Source organism: Pseudomonas mosselii, assembly GCF_003205295.1.
Lineage (GTDB): Bacteria > Pseudomonadota > Gammaproteobacteria > Pseudomonadales > Pseudomonadaceae > Aquipseudomonas > Aquipseudomonas mosselii_B.
This window is the reverse complement of record NZ_QJRP01000034.1, coordinates 17,406-41,920: the sequence shown is the minus strand read 5'-3', so window position 1 is coordinate 41,920 and position 24,515 is coordinate 17,406. Positions and strand designations below refer to the sequence as shown.

The 24,515-nt window shown below is 64.8% G+C and carries 24 protein-coding genes and 2 pseudogenes; 16 read left to right on the top strand and 10 right to left on the bottom strand.

The genetic code is table 11. From position 1 onward, the window contains the following. Positions 1-26 precede the first annotated feature (26 nt). On the top strand, positions 27-731 hold the full coding sequence (locus DMX06_RS22245) for an autoinducer binding domain-containing protein (RefSeq protein WP_110739374.1): 705 nt from the start codon (positions 27-29) through the stop codon (positions 729-731). A gap of 98 nt (positions 732-829) precedes the next feature. Further along, entirely contained in the window at positions 830-1,954 is a 1,125-nt protein-coding gene (locus DMX06_RS22240; RefSeq protein ID WP_110739373.1) for a methyltransferase, read from the top strand. Between the two features lie 80 nt (positions 1,955-2,034). Here the strand turns inward: DMX06_RS22240 and DMX06_RS22235 are convergent, their stop codons facing one another. From DMX06_RS22235 to DMX06_RS22225, 3 genes are read right to left on the bottom strand one after another with little or no spacing between them, the layout of a single operon-like run. Continuing rightward, positions 2,035-2,175, bottom strand: a complete 141-nt coding sequence (locus DMX06_RS22235; protein ID WP_036986195.1) for a DUF2474 domain-containing protein — start codon at positions 2,173-2,175, stop codon at positions 2,035-2,037. 12 nt (positions 2,176-2,187) lie between these two features. Further along, positions 2,188-3,195, bottom strand: coding sequence for a cytochrome d ubiquinol oxidase subunit II (cydB, locus tag DMX06_RS22230; protein ID WP_110739372.1), 1,008 nt, complete (start codon positions 3,193-3,195; stop codon positions 2,188-2,190). Position 3,196: 1 nt separating this feature from the next. Next, positions 3,197-4,633 (bottom strand): cytochrome ubiquinol oxidase subunit I, encoded by a 1,437-nt coding sequence (locus DMX06_RS22225; protein WP_110739371.1) that lies wholly within the window; start codon positions 4,631-4,633, stop codon positions 3,197-3,199. A gap of 343 nt (positions 4,634-4,976) precedes the next feature. Between DMX06_RS22225 and DMX06_RS22220 the strand changes: the two genes are divergently transcribed. The 5 genes from DMX06_RS22220 (at position 4,977) to DMX06_RS22200 (ending at position 10,297) form a co-directional block, all read left to right on the top strand. Continuing rightward, positions 4,977-6,197 (top strand): MFS transporter, encoded by a 1,221-nt coding sequence (locus DMX06_RS22220; RefSeq protein WP_110739370.1) that lies wholly within the window; start codon positions 4,977-4,979, stop codon positions 6,195-6,197. Between the two features lie 240 nt (positions 6,198-6,437). Next, complete coding sequence (locus DMX06_RS22215) at positions 6,438-7,733, top strand: NCS2 family permease (protein WP_110739369.1); 1,296 nt, start codon at positions 6,438-6,440, stop codon at positions 7,731-7,733. After that, positions 7,730-8,815, top strand: a complete 1,086-nt coding sequence (trmA, locus tag DMX06_RS22210) for a tRNA (uridine(54)-C5)-methyltransferase TrmA (protein ID WP_110739368.1) — start codon at positions 7,730-7,732, stop codon at positions 8,813-8,815. Before DMX06_RS22215 ends, trmA begins: the two co-directional genes overlap by 4 nt. 53 nt (positions 8,816-8,868) lie before the next feature. After that, positions 8,869-9,768 carry a LysR family transcriptional regulator gene (locus DMX06_RS22205; protein WP_110739367.1) on the top strand — a complete coding sequence of 300 codons (900 nt, stop codon included), beginning with the start codon at positions 8,869-8,871 and terminating at the stop codon, positions 9,766-9,768. 103 nt (positions 9,769-9,871) lie between these two features. Next, entirely contained in the window at positions 9,872-10,297 is a 426-nt protein-coding gene (locus DMX06_RS22200; RefSeq protein WP_110739366.1) for a cupin domain-containing protein, read from the top strand. 36 nt (positions 10,298-10,333) lie between these two features. On the opposite strand, the gene pcaG is transcribed toward DMX06_RS22200, so the two are convergent. Together pcaG and pcaH are read right to left on the bottom strand one after the other, a co-directional pair. Continuing rightward, positions 10,334-10,939: a protocatechuate 3,4-dioxygenase subunit alpha gene (gene pcaG / locus DMX06_RS22195; protein WP_110739365.1), complete on the bottom strand. Its 606-nt coding sequence runs from the start codon at positions 10,937-10,939 to the stop codon at positions 10,334-10,336. Between the two features lie 10 nt (positions 10,940-10,949). Further along, positions 10,950-11,669 carry a protocatechuate 3,4-dioxygenase subunit beta gene (pcaH, locus tag DMX06_RS22190; protein ID WP_110739364.1) on the bottom strand — a complete coding sequence of 240 codons (720 nt, stop codon included), beginning with the start codon at positions 11,667-11,669 and terminating at the stop codon, positions 10,950-10,952. Between the two features lie 200 nt (positions 11,670-11,869). Between pcaH and ypfJ the strand changes: the two genes are divergently transcribed. The 3 genes and pseudogenes from ypfJ (at position 11,870) to DMX06_RS26915 (ending at position 14,902) form a co-directional block, all read left to right on the top strand. Beyond that, on the top strand, positions 11,870-12,754 hold the full coding sequence (gene ypfJ / locus DMX06_RS22185; RefSeq protein WP_110739363.1) for a KPN_02809 family neutral zinc metallopeptidase: 885 nt from the start codon (positions 11,870-11,872) through the stop codon (positions 12,752-12,754). A gap of 363 nt (positions 12,755-13,117) precedes the next feature. After that, positions 13,118-13,999: pseudogene (locus tag DMX06_RS26920) on the top strand (methyl-accepting chemotaxis protein); the annotation flags it as partial. 39 nt (positions 14,000-14,038) lie between these two features. Continuing rightward, complete coding sequence (locus DMX06_RS26915) at positions 14,039-14,902, top strand: methyl-accepting chemotaxis protein (protein WP_375538113.1); 864 nt, start codon at positions 14,039-14,041, stop codon at positions 14,900-14,902. A 79-nt stretch (positions 14,903-14,981) separates the two neighbouring features. On the opposite strand, the gene ggt is transcribed toward DMX06_RS26915, so the two are convergent. The 3 genes from ggt to DMX06_RS22165 form a co-directional block, all read right to left on the bottom strand. Then, positions 14,982-16,649 (bottom strand): gamma-glutamyltransferase, encoded by a 1,668-nt coding sequence (gene ggt, locus DMX06_RS22175; RefSeq protein ID WP_110739361.1) that lies wholly within the window; start codon positions 16,647-16,649, stop codon positions 14,982-14,984. Between the two features lie 118 nt (positions 16,650-16,767). Continuing rightward, complete coding sequence (locus DMX06_RS22170) at positions 16,768-17,664, bottom strand: LysR substrate-binding domain-containing protein (protein WP_110739360.1); 897 nt, start codon at positions 17,662-17,664, stop codon at positions 16,768-16,770. 124 nt (positions 17,665-17,788) lie between these two features. Then, positions 17,789-18,379, bottom strand: coding sequence for an NAD(P)H-dependent oxidoreductase (locus tag DMX06_RS22165; RefSeq protein WP_110739359.1), 591 nt, complete (start codon positions 18,377-18,379; stop codon positions 17,789-17,791). A gap of 160 nt (positions 18,380-18,539) precedes the next feature. Here DMX06_RS22165 and DMX06_RS22160 point away from each other — a divergent pair, with 160 nt between their 5' ends. Then, complete coding sequence (locus tag DMX06_RS22160; RefSeq protein ID WP_110739358.1) at positions 18,540-18,854, top strand: putative quinol monooxygenase; 315 nt, start codon at positions 18,540-18,542, stop codon at positions 18,852-18,854. 39 nt (positions 18,855-18,893) lie between these two features. Here the strand turns inward: DMX06_RS22160 and DMX06_RS26630 are convergent, their stop codons facing one another. Beyond that, positions 18,894-19,301 carry a type II toxin-antitoxin system HicB family antitoxin gene (locus DMX06_RS26630; RefSeq protein ID WP_181427878.1) on the bottom strand — a complete coding sequence of 136 codons (408 nt, stop codon included), beginning with the start codon at positions 19,299-19,301 and terminating at the stop codon, positions 18,894-18,896. A 56-nt stretch (positions 19,302-19,357) separates the two neighbouring features. Continuing rightward, positions 19,358-19,541, bottom strand: a pseudogene (locus tag DMX06_RS26910) (type II toxin-antitoxin system HicA family toxin). A 214-nt stretch (positions 19,542-19,755) separates the two neighbouring features. On the opposite strand from DMX06_RS26910, the gene DMX06_RS22150 reads away from it, so the two are divergent. Genes DMX06_RS22150 through DMX06_RS22130 form a run of 5 tightly spaced genes read left to right on the top strand, consistent with a single transcriptional unit; the run spans position 19,756 to position 24,515 of the window. Continuing rightward, positions 19,756-20,361, top strand: a complete 606-nt coding sequence (locus DMX06_RS22150; protein ID WP_110739382.1) for a CDP-alcohol phosphatidyltransferase family protein — start codon at positions 19,756-19,758, stop codon at positions 20,359-20,361. A gap of 30 nt (positions 20,362-20,391) precedes the next feature. Continuing rightward, a complete protein-coding gene (locus DMX06_RS22145; RefSeq protein ID WP_110739356.1) occupies positions 20,392-22,146 on the top strand; it encodes a bifunctional alpha/beta hydrolase/class I SAM-dependent methyltransferase in 1,755 nt (584 codons plus the stop codon). Beyond that, positions 22,146-23,465 carry a phosphatase PAP2/dual specificity phosphatase family protein gene (locus tag DMX06_RS22140; RefSeq protein WP_110739355.1) on the top strand — a complete coding sequence of 440 codons (1,320 nt, stop codon included), beginning with the start codon at positions 22,146-22,148 and terminating at the stop codon, positions 23,463-23,465. The genes DMX06_RS22145 and DMX06_RS22140 overlap by 1 nt, the downstream gene beginning before the upstream one ends. Beyond that, positions 23,462-23,881, top strand: a complete 420-nt coding sequence (locus tag DMX06_RS22135; RefSeq protein WP_110739354.1) for a hypothetical protein — start codon at positions 23,462-23,464, stop codon at positions 23,879-23,881. Before DMX06_RS22140 ends, DMX06_RS22135 begins: the two co-directional genes overlap by 4 nt. Before the next feature lie 10 nt (positions 23,882-23,891). Beyond that, on the top strand, positions 23,892-24,515 hold the full coding sequence (locus DMX06_RS22130) for a lysophospholipid acyltransferase family protein (RefSeq protein ID WP_110739353.1): 624 nt from the start codon (positions 23,892-23,894) through the stop codon (positions 24,513-24,515).

The window sequence follows — 24,515 nt, the reverse complement described above, 5'->3', positions numbered from 1 at the left end:
CTGCAACGCCAAAGGGAGCTTTATCGATGCCACACTGGAAAAGCGAGCAACTCCAGCAAATGCTGGACGAGCAAGAGCCGAAGGCACTGTTTGGCCAAGCGGTGAAACTGGCCCAGGCGCTCAACATGGAGTTCGTTGGCTTGGCACTGCACCTGCACATCACGGCCCGTGACCCACAGGTAATCCTATACAACAACTACCCAAGCGCCTGGAATGAGCGTTATCAAGCCGAGGGTTTCATCAAGATAGACCCTGCAGTATCGAAATGCCATCGAACAACGCTGCCATTGTTATGGAGCGACGACCTCTATCGCGAAGTCCCGCAACTACGTGAAGCCGCGACGGCGCATGGCATGACCCATGGCTGGAGCCAGTCGGTGCATGACCAGCAGCACAACGAGAGTCAGTTGAGTGTCTCCAGGCCCCAGGGAGTCGTCACCCGCGAGGAACTCTTCGCGAAGAGTGCCCAGGTAATGTGGCTGTGCAACACCTTGCACGCCGTACTCAGCACACATCATCTGCAGAAGTTCAGCCCGGTGCCGCAACTGAGCGAGCGCGAACTCGAAGTGCTCAAGTGGTCCGCAGCGGGCAAGACCGCCGCCGACGTGGCGATGATCCTCTCGCTATCGACCAGTACCGTGAATTTCCATATCCGCAGCGTGATCACCAAGACCAACGCCTCCAACAAAGCCGGTGCCATCGCCATTGCCGCCCTGCGCGGCCTGCTCTGACAGCCCGTCCCCCGCCCGGACGCAAAGCCCTGTAGAATCACCCGCCGCAAGCCCGCCGCGCAGCGCGCCGGGCAGGATTCGCAGCAGAGCCCCACGTCATGCCCCTGTTCAACAGCCCCTTCGCCGACCTCGACCTGATCCGCCAGCCGGTGCAGGCCAACGACCCGCTGCTGGCCTTCGATGCCGCCGACCAGTATCTGCTGGAGCACCTGGCCGCCCAGGCGCCGCAGGCGAGCTGCAGGGTGCTGGTGCTCAACGACAGCTTCGGTGCCCTGGCCGCGAGCCTCGCGGGACATGTACAGGTAACCAGCAGCGGCGACTCGCACCTGGCGCACCTGGCCCTGGAGAAGAACCTCGCGGGTAACGGCAAGCCGTTTGACAGCGTGCCCTTCATCCCGGCCAGCGAGGCCTTTCAGGGGCCGTTCGACCGCGTGTTGGTGCGCGTGCCGAAGACCCTGGCCCTGCTCGAGGAGCAGCTGATCCGCCTGCGGGCCCAGCTGGCCCCCGGCGCCCAAGTGATCGCCGGGGCCATGATCAAGCACCTGCCCCGCGCCGCCGGCGACCTGATGGAGAAGTACATCGGCCCGGTCCAGGCTTCGCTGGCGCAAAAGAAAGCGCGCCTGCTGACTGCCACCGTCGCCGAACGCCCGACCGCACACTCCCCCTACCCCAGCCGCTACCGCCTGGACAGCCCGGACCTGGAGCTGGTCAACCACGCCAACGTGTTCTGCCGCGAAGGCCTGGACATCGGCACCCGCGCCTTCCTGCCGCACCTGCCACGCGACCTGGGCAGCGCCCGGGTCGCCGACCTGGGCTGTGGCAATGGCGTGCTGGCGATCGCCTGCGCCCTGGCCAACCCGGATGCGCAGTTCACTCTGGTTGACGAGTCGTACATGGCGGTGCAGTCAGCACGGGAGAACTGGCAGGCGGCGCTGGGTAATCGCGAGGTGACGATCAGGGCCGCAGATGGCCTGGCCGGTCAGGAGAAACAATCGCTGGACGTGGTGCTGTGCAACCCGCCCTTCCACCAGCAGCAGGTGGTGGGCGACTTCCTCGCCTGGCGCATGTTCCAGCAGGCCCGGGAGGCGCTGGAAGTCGGTGGGGCGCTGTACATCGTCGGCAACCGCCACCTGGGCTATCACAGCAAGCTGGCGCGGTTGTTCCGAGGAGTCGAGCAGGTGGCGGCAACGCCGAAGTTCGTGGTGCTCAAAGCCCGGAAATAAAGCATCGCGGGGCAAGCCCGCTCCCACGCAGCGTTCAGAAAGCAGCGTGGAGCGGGCTTGCCCCGCGATGGATAAAAGGCTCAGTGGGTACTCAGGCCAGCTGCACTCATGAACATGCGCATGCCATAGGCCACCACCCCAAGCGCCGCCACGCTCAGCCCCCAGATCAGCACCAGCCAACCCAGACGTTGCCACAGCGGCTTTTTCTCTTCGACATTCATCACGTTGCGCTCCTAGTGATAGCCATCTTCATGGGTCACCTTGCCGCGGAACACGTAGTAGCTCCAGTAGGTGTAGCCAAGGATGAACGGCAGGATGAACAGCGTGCCCACCAGCATGAAGCCCTGGCTCTGCGGCGGCGCCGCGGCGTCCCAGATGCTGATCGACGGCGGGATGATGTTCGGCCACAGGCTGATGCCCAGCCCGCTGTAGCCCAGGAAGATCAGCACCAGGGTCAGCAGGAAAGGCGTGTAGTGGGCATTGCGCGCCACCGCCCGCAGCAGGCCGTAGAAGGTCACCAGCACCAGGATCGGCACCGGCATGAACCAGACCAGATTGGGCATGCTGAACCAGCGCTCGGCGATCTGCGGGTAGGCGATTGGCGTCCACAGGCTGACCACGCCGATAACCGCCAGCAGCACCAGCGCCAGTGGCCGGGCGATGTCATGCATCTGCTTCTGCAGCGGCCCTTCGGTCTTCATGATCAGCCAGGTGCAGCCCAGCAGGGTGTAGGCGACGATCAGGCCCAGGCCGGAGAACAGTGTGAACGGCGTCAGCCAGTCCAGGGTGCCGCCGACGAACTTGCGGTCGACCACCTTGAAGCCCTCGATGAACGCGCCCAGGGCCACGCCCTGGAAGAAGGTCGCCACCAGCGAGCCCCAGATGAACGCCTTGTCCCAGATGTGGCGTTTGTTGGCCCGGGCCTTGAAGCGAAACTCGAAGGCCACGCCACGGAAGATCAGGCCCACCAGCATCAGGATCAACGGCAGGTACAGCGCCTCGAGCACCACCGAGTAGGCCAGCGGGAAGGCGCCGAACAGCGCCGCGCCGCCCAGCACCAGCCAGGTTTCGTTGCCGTCCCATACCGGGGCGACGGTGTTCATCATCACATCGCGGTCACGCTCGTCCTTGACGAAGGGGAAGAGCATGCCGATTCCCAGGTCGAAACCATCCATCACCACGTACATCATGACGCCGAAGATGATGATCACGGCCCAGATCAGCGGAAGATCGATACCCATCTCAGTTCCCCTTGCTCAGGCTGGCGGAGTCGGCCTCATGGCCTTCATCGGCGGCGGACAGCGGCCGCGCCGGCGTGCGTTTCTGGCCAGGGCCACCCGGGGTGTGCTCCTCGCCTTCGCCGGTTTTCGGCCCTTTGCGCACCAGGCGCATCATGTAGCCGATGCCGGTGCCGAACAGGGCGAAGTAGACCACCACGAACATCACCAGGGTGAAGCCAAGCTGCGCGTAGCTATGGTTGGACACCCCGTCGGCGGTGCGCATCAGCCCATAGACCACCCAAGGCTGGCGACCGACCTCGGTGGTGAACCAGCCGGCGAGGATTGCGATCAGCCCGGACGGGCCCATCCACAGGGTCAGGTAGAGGAACGGACGCGAGCTGTACAGCGTGCCGCGCTTGCGCAGCCACAGGCTCCACAGGCCGACGAAGATCATCAGCATGCCCAGGCCGACCATGATCCGGAACGACCAGAACACGATGGTCGAGTTGGGCCGGTCCTCGGGCGGGAAATCCTTCATCGCCGGGACCTGCTTGTCCAGGCTGTGGGTGAGGATCAGGCTGCCGAGCGCCGGAATCTCGATCTTGAAGCGGGTGGTCTCGGCCTGCATGTCGGGGATACCGAACAGGATCAGCGGGGTCGGTTCGCCGGGCTTGTTCTCCCAGTGACCTTCGATGGCGGCGATCTTCACCGGCTGGTGCTTGAGGGTGTTCAAACCGTGGAAGTCACCGATCACCGCCTGTACCGGCGCGACGATCAGCGCCATCCACATGGCCATCGACAGCATCTTGCGTACCGCCGGGTTGTCGCGTCCGCGCAACAGATGCCAGGCCGCCGAGGCGCCGACGAAGAACGCGGTGGCGACGAAAGCCGCGGTGGCCATGTGCATCAGCCGGTAGGGGAAGGATGGGTTGAAGATCACCGCGAACCAGTCCACCGGGATCACCTGTCCATTGACGATCTCGTAGCCCTGCGGCGTCTGCATCCAGCTGTTGGAGGCGAGGATCCAGAACGTCGACACCAGCGTGCCAAGCGCCACCATGCACGTGGCGAAGAAGTGCAGGCCACGCCCGACACGGTTCCAGCCGAACAGCATGACGCCGAGGAAACCGGCCTCGAGGAAGAAGGCGGTCAAGACCTCGTAGGTGAGCAAGGGGCCGGTAATAGAGCCGGCAAAGTCGGAGAACTGGCTCCAGTTGGTACCGAACTGGTAGGCCATGACCAGGCCAGAGACCACGCCCATGCCGAAGTTGACGGCGAAGATCTTCGACCAGAAGTGGTAGAGGTCACGGTAGGTATTGTCGCCGGTCTTCAGCCAAAGGCCTTCGAGGACCGCCAGGTAGCTCGCCAGGCCAATGGTGATGGCCGGGAACAGGATGTGAAAGGACACGGTAAAGGCAAACTGGATTCGGGCGAGCTCTAGGGCTTCCAATCCGAACATGGTGCTTCCTCTTCAGGTAATCCGGCGACCGGGCTCATGGCCTGTCGCCCACTGCCCCCACGGGTATCGAGTGCGGCGCGTTGGAATTGTTCTGTTCGATCGCGGGGATTCCGGCCCAAGGGCCAAGATCGTTGCATCTGGAACGATTGATCCAGATCAACGACTGAATGGAAGCATAGTCCTGAATGACCCATCCGGATGTGTGGTTGATTGCCGCGTGACCGGTTGCCTCACCCTCTTTTTTCGGCCGTGAAAAGTTGATCCACGTGTCTTTCAGCAACTATTTGTTACAAACAGATGTTACTCTTCAGCCCCCTCTATTTCCGAGGTTGCAGGCCCTCCGATGTCCGATTCCGCCCCGCAATTGCTGCGCCATCACCGCCCCTTCCTCGCATTTTGGCTGGCCCGCGTGTTCACCGCCAGCGGCTTCCAGATGCTCACCGTGGCCATCGGCTGGCACCTCTACCAACTCACCGGCAACGTGCTTGATCTTGGCCTGGTCGGTCTGGTCGAGTTCGCCCCGCGGGTACTGTTCATGCTGCACACCGGGCATGTTGCCGACCGCTACGACCGGCGCAAGGTCGCCGCCCTGTGTCAGACCCTGCAGGCGCTGATCGCCCTGGCGCTGGCCGTGGGGAGTTTTACCGACAACGTCAGCCGTGAGCTGATCTTCGTCCTGGCTTTCCTGCTGGGTGCCGCCCGCTCGTTCGAGATGCCGGCGACCCAGGCCTTGCTGCCCAACGTGGTTCCACCCGGTCTGTTCCCACGCGCGGTGGCGGCCTCGGCCTCGGCGTCCCAGGCGGCGACCATTGTCGCCCCGGCAGTGGGCGGCCTGCTCTATGCCCTCGGCAGTACCTGGGTTTACGGTCCGACCGTAGTCCTCTATCTCATCGCCTGCCTTTTGACCCTGAGCCTCGATGCTCGTCGGCAACAGCCGCAGCCAGGCAGGGCCAACCTCGACTCACTGCTGGCCGGGATCCGCTTCATCCGCAGCCGTCCGGACATCCTCGGCGCGATCTCGCTGGACCTGTTCGCCGTGCTGCTGGGCGGGGCCACCGCCCTGCTGCCGGTGTTCGCCAAGGACATCCTGCTCACCGGTGCCTGGGGCCTGGGCCTGTTGCGCTCGGCGCCCGCCGTCGGGGCATTGCTGATGTCGCTGTGGCTGGCGCGCTTCCCGGTGGAGCGCAAGGTGGGTCTGACCATGTTCACCGCAGTGGGTATATTTGGCGTGGCGACCATCGCCTTCGGCCTCTCGACCTCCTTCTGGTTCTCGTTGGCGGTGCTGGTGGTGCTGGGCGCGGCGGACATGATCAGCATGGTCATCCGCAGCGCCTTCGTGCAGCTGGAGACGCCGGACGAGATGCGCGGTCGGGTGAGCGCGGTGAACGGGCTGTTCATCGGTGCCTCGAACCAGCTCGGCGAGTTCGAATCGGGTGTTACCGCGCACTGGTTCGGCACAGTGCCGGCGGTGGTGCTCGGTGGCGTGGGCACGCTGGTGGTGACCGGGGTCTGGATGAAACTGTTCCCGACGCTGACCCATCGGGACCGGATGCATAGCGGCTGACAAGCCCTTGCATTCCAGCCATGCGGGCTCGCCCCGCGATTTCACAGGCCCGGACGCTTGCGCCTGGCCGATCCGACGAAATCGCGGGGCAAGCCCGCTGCCACGATAGGCCCCTGCCCCCCTTGCTGGTATGATGCGCGGCTTTTTTCCGACCCACACAAAACCACGGTATCCGGTACGGTCTGTGCTTTGCTGTTGGGGTCGATACATTCACGGCGCGAGGGCGCCCGGGGAGCAGGCATGCTGGAAAGGCTGTTTCAACTAAAAGCACACGACACCAATGTGCGCACCGAGATTCTCGCGGGCGTCACCACCTTCCTGGCCATGGCCTACATCCTGTTCGTCAACCCGAGCATCCTCGGCGAGACCGGCATGGACAAGGGCGCGCTGTTCGTCGCCACCTGCCTCGCCGCGGCCATCGGCTCGGTGACCATGGGCATCATCGCCAACTACCCGATCGCCCTGGCGCCGGGCATGGGCCTGAACGCCTTCTTCACCTACACGGTGGTCCTGCACATGGGCCACACCTGGCAGGTGGCGCTGGGCGCGGTGTTCCTCTCGGCGGTGCTGTTCTTCCTGCTGTCGATCTTCCGCATCCGCGAGTGGATCGTGAACAGCATCCCGCTGCCGCTGCGCTCGGCCATCGCTGCCGGCATCGGCCTGTTCCTGGCGCTGATCGCCCTGCATAACGCGGGTATCGTCGTCGATAACCCGGCTACCCTGGTGGGCCTGGGCGACCTCAGCAAACCGGCACCAATCCTCGCCACCCTGGGCTTCTTCCTGATTGTCGCCCTCGAGTCGCTGAAGGTCCGCGGCGCGGTGCTGATCGGCATCCTGGCGGTGACCGTGGCCTCGATCGCGATGGGCGTCACCCCGTTCGGCGGCGTGGTCTCGATGCCGCCGTCGCTGGCCCCGACCTTCCTGCAGCTGGACATCGCCGGTGCCCTCGACGTCGGCCTGATCAGCGTGATCTTCGCCTTCCTGTTCGTCGACCTGTTCGACAACTCCGGCACCCTGATCGGCGTGGCCAAGCGCGCCGGCCTGATGGGCAAGGACGGCCACATGCCGAAGATGGGCCGCGCCCTGATCGCCGACAGTACCGCCGCCATGGCCGGTTCCCTGCTGGGCACCTCCACCACCACCAGCTACATCGAATCGGCGGCGGGCGTGAGCGCCGGCGGGCGCACCGGCCTGACCGCCATCGTGGTCGCCGTCCTGTTCCTGCTGGCGCTGTTCTTCGCCCCGCTGGCCGGCAGCGTGCCCGCCTTCGCCACCGCGCCGGCCCTGCTGTTCGTCGCTGTGCTGATGGCCTCCGGCCTGGCCGAGATCAACTGGGACGACGTTACCGAAGCCGCGCCGGTGGTGGTGACCGCCCTGGCCATGCCGCTGACCTACTCGATCGCCAACGGCATCGCTTTCGGCTTCATCGCCTGGACCGCCATCAAGCTGATCTCCGGCCGTCATCGCGACCTGAACCCGGCGCTGGTGATCCTGTCGATCCTGTTCGTCATCAAGCTGGGCTGGTTCCCCGCATGAGTGCTGTCCTGGATCCTTCACAATACGACGCGCAACTGGCGGCCAAGGCCGCACGCCTGCGCGAGCTGCTGGCACCGTTCGGCGCGCCGGAGCCGGTGGTGTTCGACTCGCCGCACGAGCACTATCGCCTGCGCGCCGAGTTCCGCCTGTGGCGCGAGGGCGGCCAACGTCACTACGCGATGTTCGCCCCGGGCGAGAAGCACAAGGCGATCCTGATCGACGATTTCCCCATCGCCAGCGAGCGCATCAATGAACTGATGCCCCGCCTGAAGGCTGCCTGGCAGGGCAACGAGGCATTGGACAACCGCCTGTTCCAGGTCGAGTTCCTCACCACCCTGGCCGGCGATGCGATGGTCACCCTGTGCTATCACCGTCCACTGGACGAAGCCTGGGAAACCGCCGCGCAGCAGTTGGCCGAAGACCTCGGCGTCAGCGTGATCGGCCGCTCGAAAGGCAAGCGCGTGGTGATCGGCCGCGACTACGCCGTGGAAAAACTCGACATCGCCGGGCGCACCTTCAGCTATCGCCAGCCCGAAGGCGCCTTCACCCAGCCCAACGGCGCGGTGAACCAGAAGATGCTCGGCTGGGCCTTCGAGGCCATGGGCGAACGCCAGGACGACCTGCTGGAGCTGTACTGCGGCAACGGCAATTTCACCCTGCCGCTGGCCACCCGCGCACGCCAGGTGCTGGCTACCGAGATCAGCAAGACCTCGGTCAACGCCGCGCTGCACAACCTCGACGAGAACCGCGTGGACAACGTGCGCCTGGTGCGCCTGTCGGCCGAGGAGCTGACCCAGGCGCTGAACGAGGTTCGCCCGTTCCGCCGCCTGGAAGGCATCGACCTGAAAAGCTACGACTTCGGCACCGTGTTCGTCGACCCGCCGCGCGCCGGCATGGACCCGGACACCTGCGAGCTGACCCGACGCTTCGAGCGCATCCTGTACATCTCGTGCAACCCAGAGACCCTGGCGCAGAACATCGCCCAGCTGCAAGATACCCACCGTATCGAACGCTGTGCGCTGTTCGACCAGTTCCCGTACACCCATCACATGGAAAGCGGGGTACTGCTGGTTCGGCGCTGATCCGCGATGCAGTGGGGCCTTCCCGGCCCCACCGCACGCCGCCAGGAGTGTTGATGGACCAGCTTAGTGCCATGCAAACCTTCCGCCGGGTCGTCGACCTCGGCAGCTTCAGCGCCGCCGCCAGCCAGGCGGGCGTCTCGCACACCGTACTGTCCCGCCAGGTGAAGCAACTCGAACGTCACCTCGGCACGCAGTTGCTCACCCGCACCACTCGCCGCCTGCACCTGACCGAGGCCGGCGCACTCTTCTATCGCCACTGCGTGCAGATCCTCGAGCAGATGCAGGCCATGGCCCTTGAGCTCTCCGAACATCAGCAACAGCCCAGCGGCACGCTGCGCCTGGGCGTGGCCACGGCGTTCGGCGAGCTGGAGCTGGGCCACTGGCTGCCGGACTTCGTCGAGCGCCACCCGCTGCTGCAGATCGAACTGCACTGCAGTGATCGCTTCGTCGACCTGCTGGAGGAGGAAATCGATGTGTGCCTGCGGGTCACCGACCACCTGCCGGACTCCAGCCTGGTGGCACGCCGGCTGGCGAGCAGCGAGGTGATGCTGGTAGCCGCCCCGGGGTATCTCGAGCGCCACGGCGCCCCGTCCAATCCCGATGAACTCGCCAGCCATCCCCTGCTCGGCTACAGCCAACTGTTGCACCCGCAACGCCTGCAACTCACCAGCACCTGTGGGGAACAGCGCGGCCTGCTCATGCCCCGGCGCCTGAGCGCCAACTCGCCCATGGCCCTGCGCGCCGCCGCCATCGGTGGCCTGGGCATCGCCAGTTTCGACCGTTTCATCGTGCATGACGCGCTGCAGGACGGGCGGCTGGTGTCGGTGCTGGAAGACTGGAAGCTGCCAGCCCGCAGCCTGTACGCGGTTTATCCACAAAGCCGCTATCTGGCGCCCAAGGTGCGGGCGCTGGTGGATTACGTGCAGGTCTATTACTCGCAAACCAGATGGTGATTTGTGCGACTTGAGCACAAGTCATGGCTCACTTGGCACGTATTTGTGCGCTGCTTGTTTGATTAGCCTTCATTGCACAGTCACTCAATGAAGGAGATCCACCATGAAAGCAGTCATTGCGGGCTTGATGCTCGGCACTTTGGCCGTCGGCGTCCATGCGGCGGAAAAAACCATTTCGGTCACTGACAGTGCGGCGTTGAAATGGCAGGACGTGCCCAATACCAAAGGCGCCGTCAGCTATGCCAATGTCGAGGGGGATATCTTCGGCAAGGGGCCTTATTCGGCCTATGTGAAATTCAGGAAAGGTACCGACAACGGGTTGCATCAGCACAGCCAGACATTGCCGACGGTTGTGCTGAGCGGGACTTTCTATGCGGTGATCGATGGCAAGCGCACGGAGTACCCGGCGGGTTCCTACTACAAGTTGCCGGCTGACCTGGTGCATGAAAGCGGCTGCACCGCGGCAGCTGATTGCCTGTTGTTCCAGTATCAGGACGATGCTTTTGACCTGAAACCTGTGAAAGGCTGAAATCCTGGGGCTGCTGTGCAGCCCCCTCTGACTCGGTCAGAAATCGAAGAACACCGTCTCCCTTTCCCCCTGAATACGGATGTCGAAACGATAGGCCGTCTTCCCGTCTACCTCGCAACGCCTGGCGATCAAGGTCTCGCGCCGCTGTGGCTGCTCGATCAGGTTGAGCACCGGGCATTTGCCGTTGGCCTCGGCTTCATCATCGAAGTACAGCCGCGTGTGCAGGTGGATATTGATCCCCCGGGCGAACAAGCTGATGTTGATGTGCGGCGCCATCGGCACGCCCGCGGCATTGTTCGCCACGCCTGGCTTGACCGTGTGCAGGGTCCACTCGCCGGCATCGAAGGTGGTGGCGGTGCGGCCGAAGCTGTTGAAGGCGTTCTCCAGGTTGTAGTCGTCCTGGTACTGGCCCTTGGCATCGGCCTGCCAGATCTCCAGGAACGAGTCGCGCACCAGGTGGCCATTGCCGTCGTACACCTGGCCGATCAGCAGGATGTGCTCGCCGGGGGCGTCCGGTTTGGCCAGGCGGTTCCAGATTTCCTGGTCGCGGGTCGGGTTGCCCGCCGCTTCCAGCGCCAAGCCGATGTGCACATAGGGGCCGGCGGTCTGCGAGGGAGTTTCCGGCAGCAGTTCGATAGGCATGACGGGGTCCTCAGCGATTTTCGAAATGGGTCTGGCGCTGGCCACGCAGCACGATGTCGAAGCGGTAGGCCAGGCAATCCATGGGGTTGGCATGGCTCATGTCGAGCTTGGCGATCAGCCGCTCGACGGCCTCGGGGTTGGCGATCGATTTGACGATCGGGCACATCGGTATCAGCGGGTCGCCTTCGAAGTACAACTGGGTGATCAGCTTGGTGGCGATCGAGGGGCCGCTGATGGAGAAGTGGATATGCGCCGGCCGCCAGTCGTTGGGGCCGTTGCGCCACGGGTACGGACCGGGTTTGATGGTGCGGAAACTGTAATAGCCGTCGCGGTCGGTCAGGCAACGGCCGACGCCGCCGAAGTTCGGGTCCAGCGGGGCCAGGTAGCGGTCGTTCTTGTGCCGGTAGCGGCCGCCGGCGTTGGCCTGCCACATCTCCACCAGGGTGTTGGGCACCGGCTTGCCGTACTGGTCGACAACGCGACCGGCGACGATGATGCGCTCGCCGATCGGCAGGCCGCCGTGGTTGAAGTTGAGCAGCAGGTCGTGGTCGTGCTCGCCGAAGCGCAGATGGGAAAAGTCCGGGCCGGTACTTTCGCTGATCGACTGCGGGATGCTGACCAGCGCCTGGCGCGGCGAGCGCGCCACCGAGGTCTTGTAGTCGGGGGTGAAGGCCTTGGGGTGCCAGTTGCGATCACGGATCACGAAGCGGCTGGTGTCCTGGGCGGGCATGCCGGTTTCCTCTCTTGGAATTGTCGAACGCCTGGGCGTGGCAGGCGGACTTGCAGTTTCCGGCAGGCCAGTCGGGATGAATATTGAATTCAGTGGTCTTAGGCATAACCATTTGGTTATGCATCAGCGACCAGGGCGACGCCCTAGGCAGCGCTGAACTAATCTTTAGACTTCATGTTTCACAAACCGGAGAGCTCCACATGGAATGGCGAAAAGGTCGACGCAGCGACAACGTGGTCGATGCCCGCGGCGAAGGGGGTGGCGGCGGCATGCGCTTCGGCGGCGGCAAGGGCCTCGGGCTCGGCGCCATCCTGTTGATCGTTGGCATCGGCTGGCTCACCGGGCAGGACCCGCTGCAGATCCTCGGCCAGTTGGCCGGGCAGATGGAGCAGCAACAGACCGCTCCGGCCAACGTCGGCAGCAAGGCGCCGCCGGCCAACGACGAGCAGGCCGAGTTCGTCGCCTCGATCCTCGGCGACACCGAGGACACCTGGAAGGCACTCTTTGCCCAGGCGGGCAAGCAGTACCGCGATCCCCAGCTGGTGCTGTTCAGTGGCCAGGTCAATTCCGCCTGCGGCTTCGCCTCGTCGGCGGTCGGGCCGTTCTACTGCCCGGGTGATCAGCGCGTGTACCTGGACATGACCTTCTTCCGCGAAATGGAAACCCGCTTCAAGGCCGCCGGCGACTTCGCCCAGGCCTACGTGATCGCCCACGAGATCGGCCACCACGTGCAGACCCTGCTCGGTGTCTCGGCCAAGGTCGACGCGGCGCGCCGCAATGGCCAGCGCATGGAAGGCGACAACGGCCTGCTGGTGCGCCAGGAACTGCAGGCCGACTGCCTGGCCGGTGTGTGGGCCTACCAGGCGCAGAAGCGCCTGAACTGGCTGGAGCCGGGGGATGTGGAAGAAGCGCTGAACGCCGCCAATGCCATTGGTGACGATCGCCTGCAGCAGCAGGGGCAAGGCCGGGTGGTGCCCGACTCGTTCACCCATGGCACCTCGCAACAGCGCGTGCGCTGGTTCAAGGCCGGGTTTTCCAGTGGCGACGTGAACCAATGCGACACCTTCAGCACGCGTAGCCTTTGATATCACGAGCAACCCAGTGCGCGCCCGCAGGTGCGCACTGGGTGCGCACCCGCGATTGACCACATCAAAAACACAAACATATTCAACAAGTTACAAATTTGCTGAAAAAGCGTTTCAGCTTCTCCCCGCTTTGCCGATAAGTCCTACACAAATCTGCGGGCTATCTGACAACAACAACGCCCAGCTTTTGAGATCAAGTGAGCGAAATCATTCTCTGGGAGAGCGTGCATGAACAGTTGGTTCGCCAATATCAGCGTCAACCTCAAACTCGGCCTGGGCTTCGGCCTGGTCCTGGTCCTGACCGGCCTGCTGGCCCTGACCGGCTGGAACAGCCTGGGCAGCCTCATCGACCGCAGCAACTGGATGAGCGACATCACCCAGCTCAACAGTGACCTGACCAACCTGCGCGTGGCCCGCCTGCAGTGGATGCTGACCAACGGCGACGACGCCTCGGCGGCCAACGTCCAGGCCAAGCTCGACGCCTTCGGCAGCCAGCAGCAGCACCTGGTCAACACCTTCAAGAGCCCCGAGAACCTCAAGCTGCTGCGTGAGCAGGGCCAGAGCATCAGCGAATACCGGGTCTCGCTGGAGAAAATGCGCCAGGGCTACAAGACTACCCTCGCCGCCCGTGAATCGATGAACCAGGCCGCGGCCCGCGCCAATGATGCCATCGAGGCGATCAGCAGTGCGGTGCTGTCCAGTTCCGAAAGCGATGCCAGCCGCCTGGCCCAGTACCTGGTGATCAGCAAGGCCAAGCAACAGCTGGTGCAGGTACGCCTGGACGTGCGCAGCTACATCGCCGACCTGACCAGCGAAGCCGAGCAGGCCGCCCTGCGCCAGCTGGAAAACGCCCTGAATGAAATCGACAGCCTCAAGCGCCAGCTGCCGGGTGAAGCCTCCCGCATCCAGCAGTTCGAAAGCGCCGTGCTGGCCTACCGCGACGCCGTGCGCCAGTTCCGCGACGCCACCGCCGCCATCGGCGTGGCCCGTGCCGAAATGACCGTGCAGGGCGCCGACATCGTCAAGCGCAGCGACGAGCTGTACAAGATCCAGATCGAACGCCGTGACGACGAAAGCGTCCAGGCCCGCAGCCTGCAAACCACCGCCACCCTGCTGGCGCTGTTGGTCGGCGTGCTCGCCGCCTTCATCATCACCCGCCAGATCACCCGCCCGCTGCGCGAGACCATGGACGTGGTCAACCGTATCGCCAGCGGCGACCTCACCCAGAACCTTCGCGTCACCCGTCGCGATGAACTCGGTGCCCTGCAGGAAGGCATCGCCCGCATGGGCACTACCCTGCGCGACCTGATCACCGGCATCCGCGACGGCGTCACCCAGATCGCCAGCGCCGCCGAGGAGCTGTCGGCGGTGACCGAGCAGACCAGCGCCGGCGCCAACAGCCAGAAGGTCGAGACCGACCAGGTGGCCACCGCCATGCACGAGATGGCCGCCACTGTCCAAGAGGTCGCGCGCAACGCCGAGCAAGCCTCCCACGCAGCGACCAACGCCGACGACGAAGCCCGGGTCGGTGACAAGGTGGTGGGTGAAGCCATCAGCCAGATCGAACGCCTGGCTCACGAAGTGCACCGCTCCACCGAGGCGATGACCCTGCTGCAGCAGGAAAGCCAGAAGATCGGCAGCGTCATGGATGTGATCAAGTCGGTGGCCGAGCAGACCAACCTGCTGGCGCTCAACGCCGCCATCGAGGCGGCCCGCGCCGGTGAGGCCGGTCGAGGCTTCGCCGTGGTGGCCGACGAGGTCCGTGGCCTGGCCCAGCGCACCCAGCAATCCACCGAGGAGATCGAAGGCCTGATCGCCAGCCTGCAGCAAGGCACCCAGCAGGTCGCCGAGGTGATGAACGGCAGCCGCAACCTGACCGACAGCAGCGTCGAGCTGGCGCGCAAGGCCGGTGGCTCGCTGGAGAGCATCACCCGCACGGTGTCGAACATCCAGTCGATGAACCAGCAGATCGCCGCCGCCGCCGAGCAGCAGAGCGCTGTGGCCGAAGAGATCAGCCGCAGTATCCTCAATGTGCGCGACGTGTCGGAGCAGACCGCCGCGGCCAGCGACGAGACCGCCGCCTCCAGCGTCGAACTGGCGCGCCTTGGGGGTCACCTGCAGACACTGGTCAGCCAGTTCCGCGTCTGATCCTGTAAAGCATCGCGGGGCAAGCCCGCTCCCACCGGTCGTGGGAGCGGGCTTGCCCCGCGATCATTTCAGCCCTGCCTTATTTGACGATCATGCCCATCCCGCGGCCCCGCGGATCCGACGCAGTCTCCAGCTTCTCCCCGGTGACCCGGATCGCCTGGATATCGCCCATCTCCCAACCCTGGTCTTCCAGCACGTAGCCCATCTTCTTCAGATCGTCCGCCACCTTGCCGGTGAGCGGCGCATAGCTGTCGAAGTAGATCGTGTCCTTGGGCAGCAACTGGTGGTGCACGCGCTGCGCCGCCACCGCCTTCTCCAGCGGCATGCCGTAGTCGTACAGGTTGTTCATCACCTGGAAGATCGAGGTGAAGATCCGCGAGCCGCCCGGCGTGCCCAGCACCAGGGCCACCTTGCCATCGCGGGTCACCAGGCTCGGGCTCATCGACGAAAGCATGCGCTTGCCCGGCGCGATGGCGTTGGCATCACCGCCGACCACGCCAAAGGCATTGGCCGCCCCCGGCTTGGCGCTGAAGTCGTCCATCTCGTCGTTGAGCAGGAAGCCCGCACCCTTGACCACCACGCCACTGCCGTAGTCGAGGTTGAGGGTATAGGTGTTGCTCACGGCGTTACCCTGCTTGTCGACGATGGAGAAATGCGTGGTCTGGTGCGGTTCCAGCCCCGGCTTGACCTTGTCGGTCTCGGAGATCGCGTTCGGGTTGACCTGGGCGGCCCGCTTGGCCAGGTAGTCCTTGGCCACCAGCTGGTCGACCGGGACCTTGGTGAAGGCCGGGTCACCGAGGTAATCGGCACGGTCGGCGAACACGCGTTTCTCGATCTCGGACAGCAGGTGGATGTACTTGGCCGAGTTGTGCTCGACGCCCTTGAAGTCGGCCGCGCGGTCTTCCTTGATACCCAGCAGCTGGGCCAGGGCGACGCCGCCGGAGCTTGGTGGTGGCGCGGTATAGACCACATTGCCGCGCCAGTTTATGGCGATTGGGTCACGCCACACGGCCTTGTAGTCCTTGAGATCATCCTTGGTGATCAGGCCCTTGTCGGCCTGCATCTGCGCCACCAGCAGGTCGGCGGTCTTGCCCTGGTAGAACTCGCTGACGCCCTTGTCGGCGATGCGCTCAAGGGTCTGCGCCAGTTCCGGCTGTTTGAACAACTCACCGACCTTCATGTGGCCGAAGTAGTCATTGAAGTTGGTGGCGGTCTTGAACAGGCCCTGGGCGTCGTCGCGGTACTGGTACTGCTTCTGGGCGATCTTGAAGCCGTTCTGCGCGTAGCCGATGGCCGGCGTCAGCAGCTCGCTCCACTTGAGCTTGCCGAACTTCTGGTGCGCCTCCCACAGCCCCATCACCGTGCCTGGTACACCGGCGGCGCGCACGCCGACCAGGCTGAGGTTCTCGATCACCTCGCCCTTGTCGTCCAGGTACATGGTCTTGGTCGCGGCCTTGGGCGCTACTTCGCGGTAGTCAAGGAAGTAGGGCTTGCCGTCGACGAACAGGGTCATGAAACCACCGCCGCCGATGTTGCCGGCCTCGGGGTAGGTCACGGCCAGGGTGAAGGCGGTGGCGACAGCGGCGTCCACCGCATTGCCGCCCTTCTTGAGGATATCGGCGGCCACCTGTGCGCCATATTGATCAGGCGCGGCCACCGCGCCGCCTTCCAGCGTCACGGCAAAGGCGGAGGAACAGCTCAGGATCGCGACCCCGAGGGCCAGCGGCTGGAACATGACGATACGCATGCGCACTTCCTTGGTGTTGTTTTTGTTGATCAGTCATTAAGGCCGAAGCCATCCGACTAAGCAAACACCACGGCAGGATCGCGCCGCCGATGGGCAGACGCTGTCGCATTCAGGCAACTCAGCAGGCGTAGGCGGCCAGCTTCTTCTGGATGAAATCGAGGAAGCACTGGATTCGCAGGGCCAGCTGGGTGTTGCGGTAGTAGACCGCGTGGATCGGCTGGCGATAGCCGTTGTTATGCTCGCCGAGCAGCACCTGCAGGCGGCCGGCGCGGATGTCGTCGTGGGTCATGAAGTGCGACAGGCTGACGATACCTTCGCCAGCGATGGCCAACTGGCGCAAGGTCTCGCCACTGGACGCAAGCAACTGCGGGCGGATCGTCCATTGGTCGCCCTGGGCATGGCGCAATGGCCAGCGGTTGAGCGATTCCAGGGAGCTGAAACCGAGCAGGCAATGCTGGTCGAGATCCTCGACCTTCTGCGGCACCCCGTGCCGCGCCAGGTAATCGGGGCTGGCGAGGACCTGCACGGGGCTACAGCCCAGCGAGCGGGCATGCAGGCTGGAGTCGGACAACTCGCCGATGCGGATGGCCACGTCGGTGCTCTGTTCCAACAGGTCGATGATCAGGTCGTCGGTGTTCAGCTCCAGCTCGATACCGGGGTATTGCCGGCGGAACTCGCCGATCCACGGCAGGATCGCGTGCAGCATGAACGGCGCGGCAGCATTGATGCGCAGACGCCCGGACGGAGTCTGGCTGTTCATCGACAGGCGTTCTTCCATGTCGTCCATCTGCTCGAGGATCAACCGCGCACGCTCGAGAAAGAAGCGCCCCTCCTCGGTCAGGTCCATGCGCCGGGTCGTGCGGTTGACCAACGTGGTGCCGAGCTTGCCCTCCAACCGCGACAGGGTGCGGCTGACGGCCGACGGCGTCTGGCCGATCTGCTCGGCGGCGGCGGAGATCGAGCCGCTGTCGATGACGGCGACGAAGACCTGGAGTTCTTCGGAGCGAGTTTTCACGCGAAAGGACCTGATTGGAGAATGCCGTGATTGATAACTGCTGAGCCAGTCATGCGCAAGCAGTTAGTCCATCGCGCGGCCCATGGCTTCGTGGGAGCGGGCTTGCCCCGCAATGGGCCGCGACTCAATGGGCCTTGCCGAACACCCGGTCCAGGTGCTGCTCGTACGCCGCCAGCGCCGCCGGCACATCCGGCCGCTTCATCACATCGACGGCGAGGAAGGTCGGCAACCCGCTCATGCCGAGGAACTGGTTGGCCTTGTGGAACGGGAAGTACACCGCATCCACGCCCTTGCCCTCGAAGAAGTCGCTGGGGTCGTCGAACGCCTGCTGCGGCGCGTTCCAGGTCAGCGACAGCATGTACTGCTTGCCCTGGACCAGGCCACCGCTGCCGTACTTCTGCGAGGCGTCGGAGCGGGTGCGGCCGTCGTTGGCGTACAGGCTGCCGTGGCCAGCGGTGAACACATCGTCGATGTATTTCTTCACAGTCCAGGGCGCCCCCATCCACCAACCCGGCATCTGGTAGATCACCACATCGGCCCAGAGGAACTTCTCCACCTCGGCCTGGACATCGTAGCCGCCGTCAATGAAGGTTTCCCGCACATCGAAGCCGGCACGGTCCAGATGGGCCAGTGCGGCGTCGTGCAGGGTCTGGTTGAGGCGGCCGTCGGAATGGGCGAAGCGTTTGCCGCCGTTGAGCAGGAGGATCTTTTTCATGGGAGGGTCAGCCCTGTAAGTGAAGTTGCCGGCAGGTTAGGCACTCACGGGGCGGGGAAACAGCTGTCCCAGGGCAAAATACATTTGCCTGCAAATCACGAATGGTAAACATATTGTTGATTTAGACTCTGTTCACTCTCTTCACTCACCGAGATCTGCCATGAGCGAACAATACGCCTTCATCCTCAAAGCCAAGACCCGCCCGGAACAGGCCGAAGCCTTCGAACAACTGTTCCGTCCCTACGTCGAGCCCAGCCGCCAGGAGCCCGGCTGCATCGAATACCACATGCTGCGCGACAAGGAAGATCCGAGCCTGTTCGTGTTCTTCGAGGTCTGGGCCAGCAAGGCGGCCCTGGACGTGCACTCGGCGCTGCCGCATATGGCGGCGTTCTTCGAGAAGCGCATGGATTACCTGGAGCGCGACTTTGATATCCAGATGATCGACATGCTCAGCGCCTCATCGGCCAGACGCTGAACCGGCAACGATCAAGGGGCCACATCGCGGCCCCGACACTTAGTGCGCCATAGCCAGCTCGCGCAGCGCCGCCGAAGCAAGGAAACCCGAGCGGGAGGCGTAGCGATGATCACGCTTGACCTTCTCGTCGATCCGCTGCAACAAGTTCTCCGGCAGCGTGGCATTGAAACGTACCGCCTTGCCCAGGTACGGAGTGACGTCGAACTCCACCACCGCCCAGACACCGTCGGCATAATCGGGGTTCGCCACATGCACGTCCACTTCCTGCGCCTGCGGCAGCGCCTCGCCATCGGCCACCAGCCCCTCGAAATGCAACGCCAAAGCCTCCTGAACATTGTCCAGCGCCTGGGAGACGCTGGCACCGGCAGAGAAGCAGCCAGGCACATCTGGCACGATCACGCCGTAGTCCGAGTCTTCGTCCTTGTGCAGCACAACGGGAAATTTCATGGCTTGTCTCCACTGAAGATCGGGACGACCGGACGCCCCTGGTAGCATCACAGGCTTCATTTCAGGCCTGCCTGTTTGAGGATGCAGTGGACGGTGCCCCTGGGCAGGTCGCTCTTGGGGTGAGGCACAGTGACCCGCCGCTCGCTTGAGCGGATGCCTGAACTGATGATGGCTACCCTTCGCTTCAACCTCGTACCAACCATCGGCCTCGATGAGCTGGATCACGTCCCTGCTGCGCATTCGGCATTCCTTTCGCAGGTGATGTGTAGCGTACACATCGGCTTGGATAAAAACAAAGCCAAATACACACCATCCACACCAGAGCCGACAAGCGGCGCATTCTTTCAGCCGCGCGAGCATTGTCCTGTTCACAAGTAGGCGATTTGCAGCTTGCCCGCAGCCAGGGGTATTCCCCACAATCGCGCCCATGCCGCACCACGACAGGGAATTCAACGTGCCATCGATCTACCAGCTCAAACCCCGCTTCCAGGCGTTGCTGCGCCCTGCCGTCCAGCGCCTGTTCGACCGCGGCGTCACCGCCAACCAGGTCACTGTCGCCGCTGCCGCGGTCTCCGTCCTGCTGGGCCTGCTGCTGGCTTGGTTGCCCCAGGTCACCTGGCTGTTCCTGCTGATCCCCGTGTGGATGCTGCTGCGCATGGCGCTGAACGCGGTCGACGGCATGCTCGCCCGGGAGTTCGGCCAGCAGTCGAAGCTCGGCGCCTACCTCAATGAACTGTGCGACGTGATCGCCGACACTGCTCTCTACCTGCCCTTCGCCCTGCTACCAGGCGTTTCGCCGACACTGGTGGTGCTGGTGGTGGTGTTCGCCGTGATCAGCGAGTACGCCGGTGTGATGGGCCCGCTGGCCGGCGCGTCGCGCCGCTACGACGGGCCAATGGGCAAGAGCGACCGGGCCTTCGCCTTCGGCGTGCTGGGTACCGGCGTGGGGTTCGGTCTGCTGGGCGCGGCCTGGATCAACGGCCTGCTGCTGGTCATCCTGCTGCTCTCGCTCTATACCCTCTACAACCGGGTTCGCCACGGCCTGGCCGAAACTCGCTGAGCCCCTCGCTGCCGGACAAGGATATTCGCCATGCGCCAAGCGCAATCGCTGCACTTCTGCACCCATGACGGCGTCGAGCTGCACTATCGTCATTGGCCCGCCACACGCAACGAACACCAACCGCGCCGGGCCGTGGTGATGTTCCACCGCGGCCACGAACACGGCGGGCGCATGGCCCACCTGGCCGATGAACTGGACATGCCCGGCTACGACTTCTTCGCCTGGGACGCCCGTGGCCATGGGCAGTCGCCCGGGGCTCGCGGCGACAGTCCGGGCTTCGCCACCAGCGTGCGCGACGTGCAGACCTTCATCGAGCACATCCAGGCGCAGCACGGCATCGCCGAGGCCGACATGGTGGTGCTGGCGCAGAGCGTCGGCGCGGTACTGGTCGCCACCTGGGCCCACGACTATGCGCCCCGGGTGCGTTGCCTGGTGCTCGCCTCGCCGGCATTCAAGGTCAAGCTCTACGTGCCCTTCGCCCGCCCCGGGCTGAAGCTGATGAAGGCCCTGCGCGGCAACTTCTTCGTCAACAGCTACGTCAAGCCGCGCCTGCTGACCCACGACCCGGAACGGGTGATGTCCTATGTCGCCGACCCGCTGATCAGCCGGCCTATCTCCGTCACCATGCTGCTGGGCCTGTACGACGCCGCCGACCGCGTGGTCGCCGATGCCCAGGCGATCCAGGTACCGACGCAGCTGCTGATCTCCGGTGCCGACCTGGTGGTCGAGCGCAAGCCGCAGGAGCAGTTCTTCGACCGCCTGGGCAGCGCACGCAAAGAGAAGCACATCCTCCCCGGCTTCTTCCACGACACCCTCGGCGAGCGCGACCGCGCCCACGCCCTGGCGCGGATCGAGCGCTTCGTCGCGCACTGCTTCGATGCACCGCAAGCGCAGCCCTCGCTGCTCGATGCCGACAAGAGCGGCGCCAGCTGCGCCGAGGCCGAGAGCCTGGCCGCGCCATTGCCGCGCCATTCGCCACGCGACCTCTACTGGCGTGCCACCCGCGCCAGCCTGCGCTTGGGCAAAGGCCTTTCCGAGGGGGTGAAGCTGGGCTTCGATACCGGTTTCGACTCAGGCTCCACCCTCGACTACATCTACCGCAACACCCCGACCGGCAAGGGCAAGCTGGGCGAGCTGATCGACCGCAACTACCTGAATGCCATCGGCTGGCGTGGCATCCGCCAGCGCAAGCTGAACGTCGAGGAGCTGCTGCGCCTGGCCATCGCCCGCCTGCGTGAACAGCAGCGTCCGGTGCATATCGTCGATATCGCCGCCGGCCATGGCCGCTACATCCTCGAGGCGCTGCAAGGCTTGCAGCAGTTGCCCGACTCGATCCTGCTGCGCGACTACAGCGAGCTGAACGTGCAACAGGGCAATGCCTTGATAACCGAGAAGGGCCTGGGCGAGATCGCCCGTTTTGTCCAGGGCGATGCCTTCGACCGCCAGAGCCTGGCCGCTCTCAGCCCTCATCCGACACTGGCGGTGGTGTCGGGCCTATACGAACTGTTCCCCAGCAACGAGCTGGTCGGCAACTCGTTGGCGGGACTGGCCGATGCGGTCGAGGACGGCGGCTACCTGGTCTACACCGGCCAGCCCTGGCACCCGCAGCTGGAGATGATCGCCCGCGCCCTGACCAGTCACCGTGGCGGCCAGGCCTGGGTGATGCGCCGGCGCAGCCAGGCGGAGATGGACCAGCTGGTGGAAGCGGCAGGGTTTCGCAAGATTACCCAGCGCATCGACGAGTGGGGCATCTTCAGCGTCAGCCTGGCCCAGCGGGTGCGCTGATGGCTCGTGAAGCCGGGTTGGTCCGACGGGGCATCCTGTGGCTGTTGCTGCTCGGGCCGTTCTTCTTCCTCAGCTACGGCCTGGCCAACACCTATACCGCCGGCCGCGAGGATATCGGCAGTCTGGTGTTCGCCTGGGAGCCGCAGATGCCGCTGTGGCCCTGGACGATCATCCCGTACTGGTCGATCGACCTGCTGTACGGGTTGTCGTTCCTGCTGCCGCGCTCGCGTGCGGAGATGGACCGCCATGCCCTGGCACTGCTGACGGCGCAACTGATCTGCGTGGCCAGCTTCCTGCTCTGGCCGCTGCGCTTCACCTTCGAGCGCCCTGAACTGTCGGGGCTGTTCGGCTGGCTGTTCGATGTATTGATGGGCTTCGACAAGCCCTACAACCAGGCGCCGTCGTTGCACATTGCGTTGCTGGTGATCATCTGGACGATGTTCGCCCGGCATACGCGGCATCCTGCCTGTCGCTGGGTGTTGCATGGCTGGATGGGACTGATCGGCCTGTCGGTGCTGACCACCTGGCAGCATCATTTCATCGATGTGCCGACCGGGGCGCTGGCGGGGTTCGTCTGCCTATGGCTGTGGCCACACAGCGGCCCGTTGCCCTGGCGACAGGCGCACCTGGCCCAGGATCCGAAACGTTGGCGCCTGGCACTGCGCTATGGACTGGGCGCGGCCGTTCTGGGGCTACTGGCCTCGAAGATCGGCGGTGGCGGGTTGTGGTTGCTGTGGCCGGCGCTGTCGTTGCTGCTGGTGGCGCTGAACTACGCCCTGTTCGGCGCCGCAGGTTTCCAGAAAGGCGCCGACGGGCAGCTGTCCGTGGCCGCCACCTGGCTGCTGGCGCCGTATCTGCTGTGCGCCTGGGTCAATTCGCGGCTATGGACCTGGCGGCATCCGCAGGCGGATGAGGTGGCCGATGGCGTGTATCTCGGTAGAGTGCCGGGGCGTACTGAAGCGTCTGCGTTCGCGGCGATCGTCGATCTGAGCGCGGAACTGCCCTGCTCCGCGATGAAGACGCTGAAAACACCACAGGACTACCAGAGCCTGCCGACCCTGGACCTGATTGCCCCATCCCAGGAAACTCTGCAACAAGCTGCCAAGGCCATCGAACACCGCCATCAACAAGGCCCGGTGTTGGTCTGCTGCGCCTTGGGTTACTCCCGCAGCGCCAGCGCTGTCGCCGCCTGGCTGCTGCTCAGCGACCGCTGTGCCAGTGCCGAACAAGCCGAAGCGCTGATTCGCCAGGCGCGCCCCGGCGTGGTCCTGCACCCGGCCCACCGCCTGGCACTGCATCACCTGGAGGCTCAGCCATGAGGCTGTTGCTCGTCGCCAGCCTGCTCGCCCGTGGCCGCCAACTGGAGCGCCTGTCGGACGGCCTGACCCTGCTGGCCCTGGCCTGCACCCTGGCTCCATTGCTCGGCCTGCCATTGGCGCCGCTGCCTCACCTGCTCTGCGCCCTGTTGCTGCTGCTCGGTCTGGCCCACAAGTACTGGGCCCTGCGCGTCGCCCTGGATGCCAACCTGTTCGCCCGCCTCGCCGCCAGCAGCGACCTGCCCGCCGACACCCAGGCCCTGGACCACGCCCTGTTCGACCTGCGCCTCAAGCCTGCGTCCAATGACCCGCGCGACTGGCCGACCCGCAGCCGGGCCGCCCTGGTCCTGCTGCGGCGCCAGGCCCTGTGCCTGACCCTGCAGGTCGCAGTAATGCTGACCCTCCCCTTCACCGGATAAGACCAATGCCATGCTCGCCAGCCTGACCGCCTTCGTCATCACCTCCGCCGCCCGCCTGATCACCGGCGCCCGCGCCTTGTGGCTGGGCTGCACGCCGCAACCGGTGCAGCGCCTGTACTTCGCCAACCACAGCAGCCATGGTGATTTCGTGCTGCTGTGGGCGGCGCTGCCCGAGCCGCTGCGCCGCCGCACCCGCCCCGTGGCGGGCGCCGACTACTGGTGCAAGCCGGGCATCCGCGACTTCCTGATCCGCCAGGTGTTCAACGGCGTGCTGATCGACCGCCAGCACGGTGCAAGCGAGGGCAACCCGCTGCAACCGGTGCTCGATGCCTTCGCCCAGGGCGACTCGCTGATCTTCTTCCCGGAGGGCACGCGCAACCTGACCGACGACCCGTTGCTGGCGTTCAAGAGCGGCCTGTTCCACCTGGCCTCGGCCAACCCGCAGGTCGAGCTGGTGCCGGTGTGGATCGCCAACCTCAACCGGGTCATGCCCAAGGGCCGCGCCCTGCCGCTGCCGCTGCTGTGCACCCTGAGCTTCGGCGAGCCGCTGCACCTGCAGCCGGACGAGGGCAAGCACGCCTTTCTCGAGCGGGCCCGCGAGGCCCTGCTGAACCTGGCCCCGAAGGAAGCCTGA

What these genes read in the sequence shown, in the direction of transcription:
- DMX06_RS22245 (WP_110739374.1), top strand. Translation starts at nt 27, where the DNA reads ATGCCACACTGGAAAAGCGAGCAACTCCAGCAAATGCTGGACGAGCAA.
- DMX06_RS22240 (WP_110739373.1), top strand. Translation starts at nt 830, where the DNA reads ATGCCCCTGTTCAACAGCCCCTTCGCCGACCTCGACCTGATCCGCCAG.
- DMX06_RS22235 (WP_036986195.1), bottom strand. Translation starts at nt 2,175, where the DNA reads ATGAATGTCGAAGAGAAAAAGCCGCTGTGGCAACGTCTGGGTTGGCTG.
- cydB (WP_110739372.1), bottom strand. Translation starts at nt 3,195, where the DNA reads ATGGGTATCGATCTTCCGCTGATCTGGGCCGTGATCATCATCTTCGGC.
- DMX06_RS22225 (WP_110739371.1), bottom strand. Translation starts at nt 4,633, where the DNA reads ATGTTCGGATTGGAAGCCCTAGAGCTCGCCCGAATCCAGTTTGCCTTT.
- DMX06_RS22220 (WP_110739370.1), top strand. Translation starts at nt 4,977, where the DNA reads ATGTCCGATTCCGCCCCGCAATTGCTGCGCCATCACCGCCCCTTCCTC.
- DMX06_RS22215 (WP_110739369.1), top strand. Translation starts at nt 6,438, where the DNA reads ATGCTGGAAAGGCTGTTTCAACTAAAAGCACACGACACCAATGTGCGC.
- trmA (WP_110739368.1), top strand. Translation starts at nt 7,730, where the DNA reads ATGAGTGCTGTCCTGGATCCTTCACAATACGACGCGCAACTGGCGGCC.
- DMX06_RS22205 (WP_110739367.1), top strand. Translation starts at nt 8,869, where the DNA reads ATGGACCAGCTTAGTGCCATGCAAACCTTCCGCCGGGTCGTCGACCTC.
- DMX06_RS22200 (WP_110739366.1), top strand. Translation starts at nt 9,872, where the DNA reads ATGAAAGCAGTCATTGCGGGCTTGATGCTCGGCACTTTGGCCGTCGGC.
- pcaG (WP_110739365.1), bottom strand. Translation starts at nt 10,939, where the DNA reads ATGCCTATCGAACTGCTGCCGGAAACTCCCTCGCAGACCGCCGGCCCC.
- pcaH (WP_110739364.1), bottom strand. Translation starts at nt 11,669, where the DNA reads ATGCCCGCCCAGGACACCAGCCGCTTCGTGATCCGTGATCGCAACTGG.
- ypfJ (WP_110739363.1), top strand. Translation starts at nt 11,870, where the DNA reads ATGGAATGGCGAAAAGGTCGACGCAGCGACAACGTGGTCGATGCCCGC.
- DMX06_RS26915 (WP_375538113.1), top strand. Translation starts at nt 14,039, where the DNA reads ATGGGCACTACCCTGCGCGACCTGATCACCGGCATCCGCGACGGCGTC.
- ggt (WP_110739361.1), bottom strand. Translation starts at nt 16,649, where the DNA reads ATGCGTATCGTCATGTTCCAGCCGCTGGCCCTCGGGGTCGCGATCCTG.
- DMX06_RS22165 (WP_110739359.1), bottom strand. Translation starts at nt 18,379, where the DNA reads ATGAAAAAGATCCTCCTGCTCAACGGCGGCAAACGCTTCGCCCATTCC.
- DMX06_RS22160 (WP_110739358.1), top strand. Translation starts at nt 18,540, where the DNA reads ATGAGCGAACAATACGCCTTCATCCTCAAAGCCAAGACCCGCCCGGAA.
- DMX06_RS26630 (WP_181427878.1), bottom strand. Translation starts at nt 19,301, where the DNA reads ATGAAATTTCCCGTTGTGCTGCACAAGGACGAAGACTCGGACTACGGC.
- DMX06_RS22145 (WP_110739356.1), top strand. Translation starts at nt 20,392, where the DNA reads ATGCGCCAAGCGCAATCGCTGCACTTCTGCACCCATGACGGCGTCGAG.
- DMX06_RS22140 (WP_110739355.1), top strand. Translation starts at nt 22,146, where the DNA reads ATGGCTCGTGAAGCCGGGTTGGTCCGACGGGGCATCCTGTGGCTGTTG.
- DMX06_RS22135 (WP_110739354.1), top strand. Translation starts at nt 23,462, where the DNA reads ATGAGGCTGTTGCTCGTCGCCAGCCTGCTCGCCCGTGGCCGCCAACTG.
- DMX06_RS22130 (WP_110739353.1), top strand. Translation starts at nt 23,892, where the DNA reads ATGCTCGCCAGCCTGACCGCCTTCGTCATCACCTCCGCCGCCCGCCTG.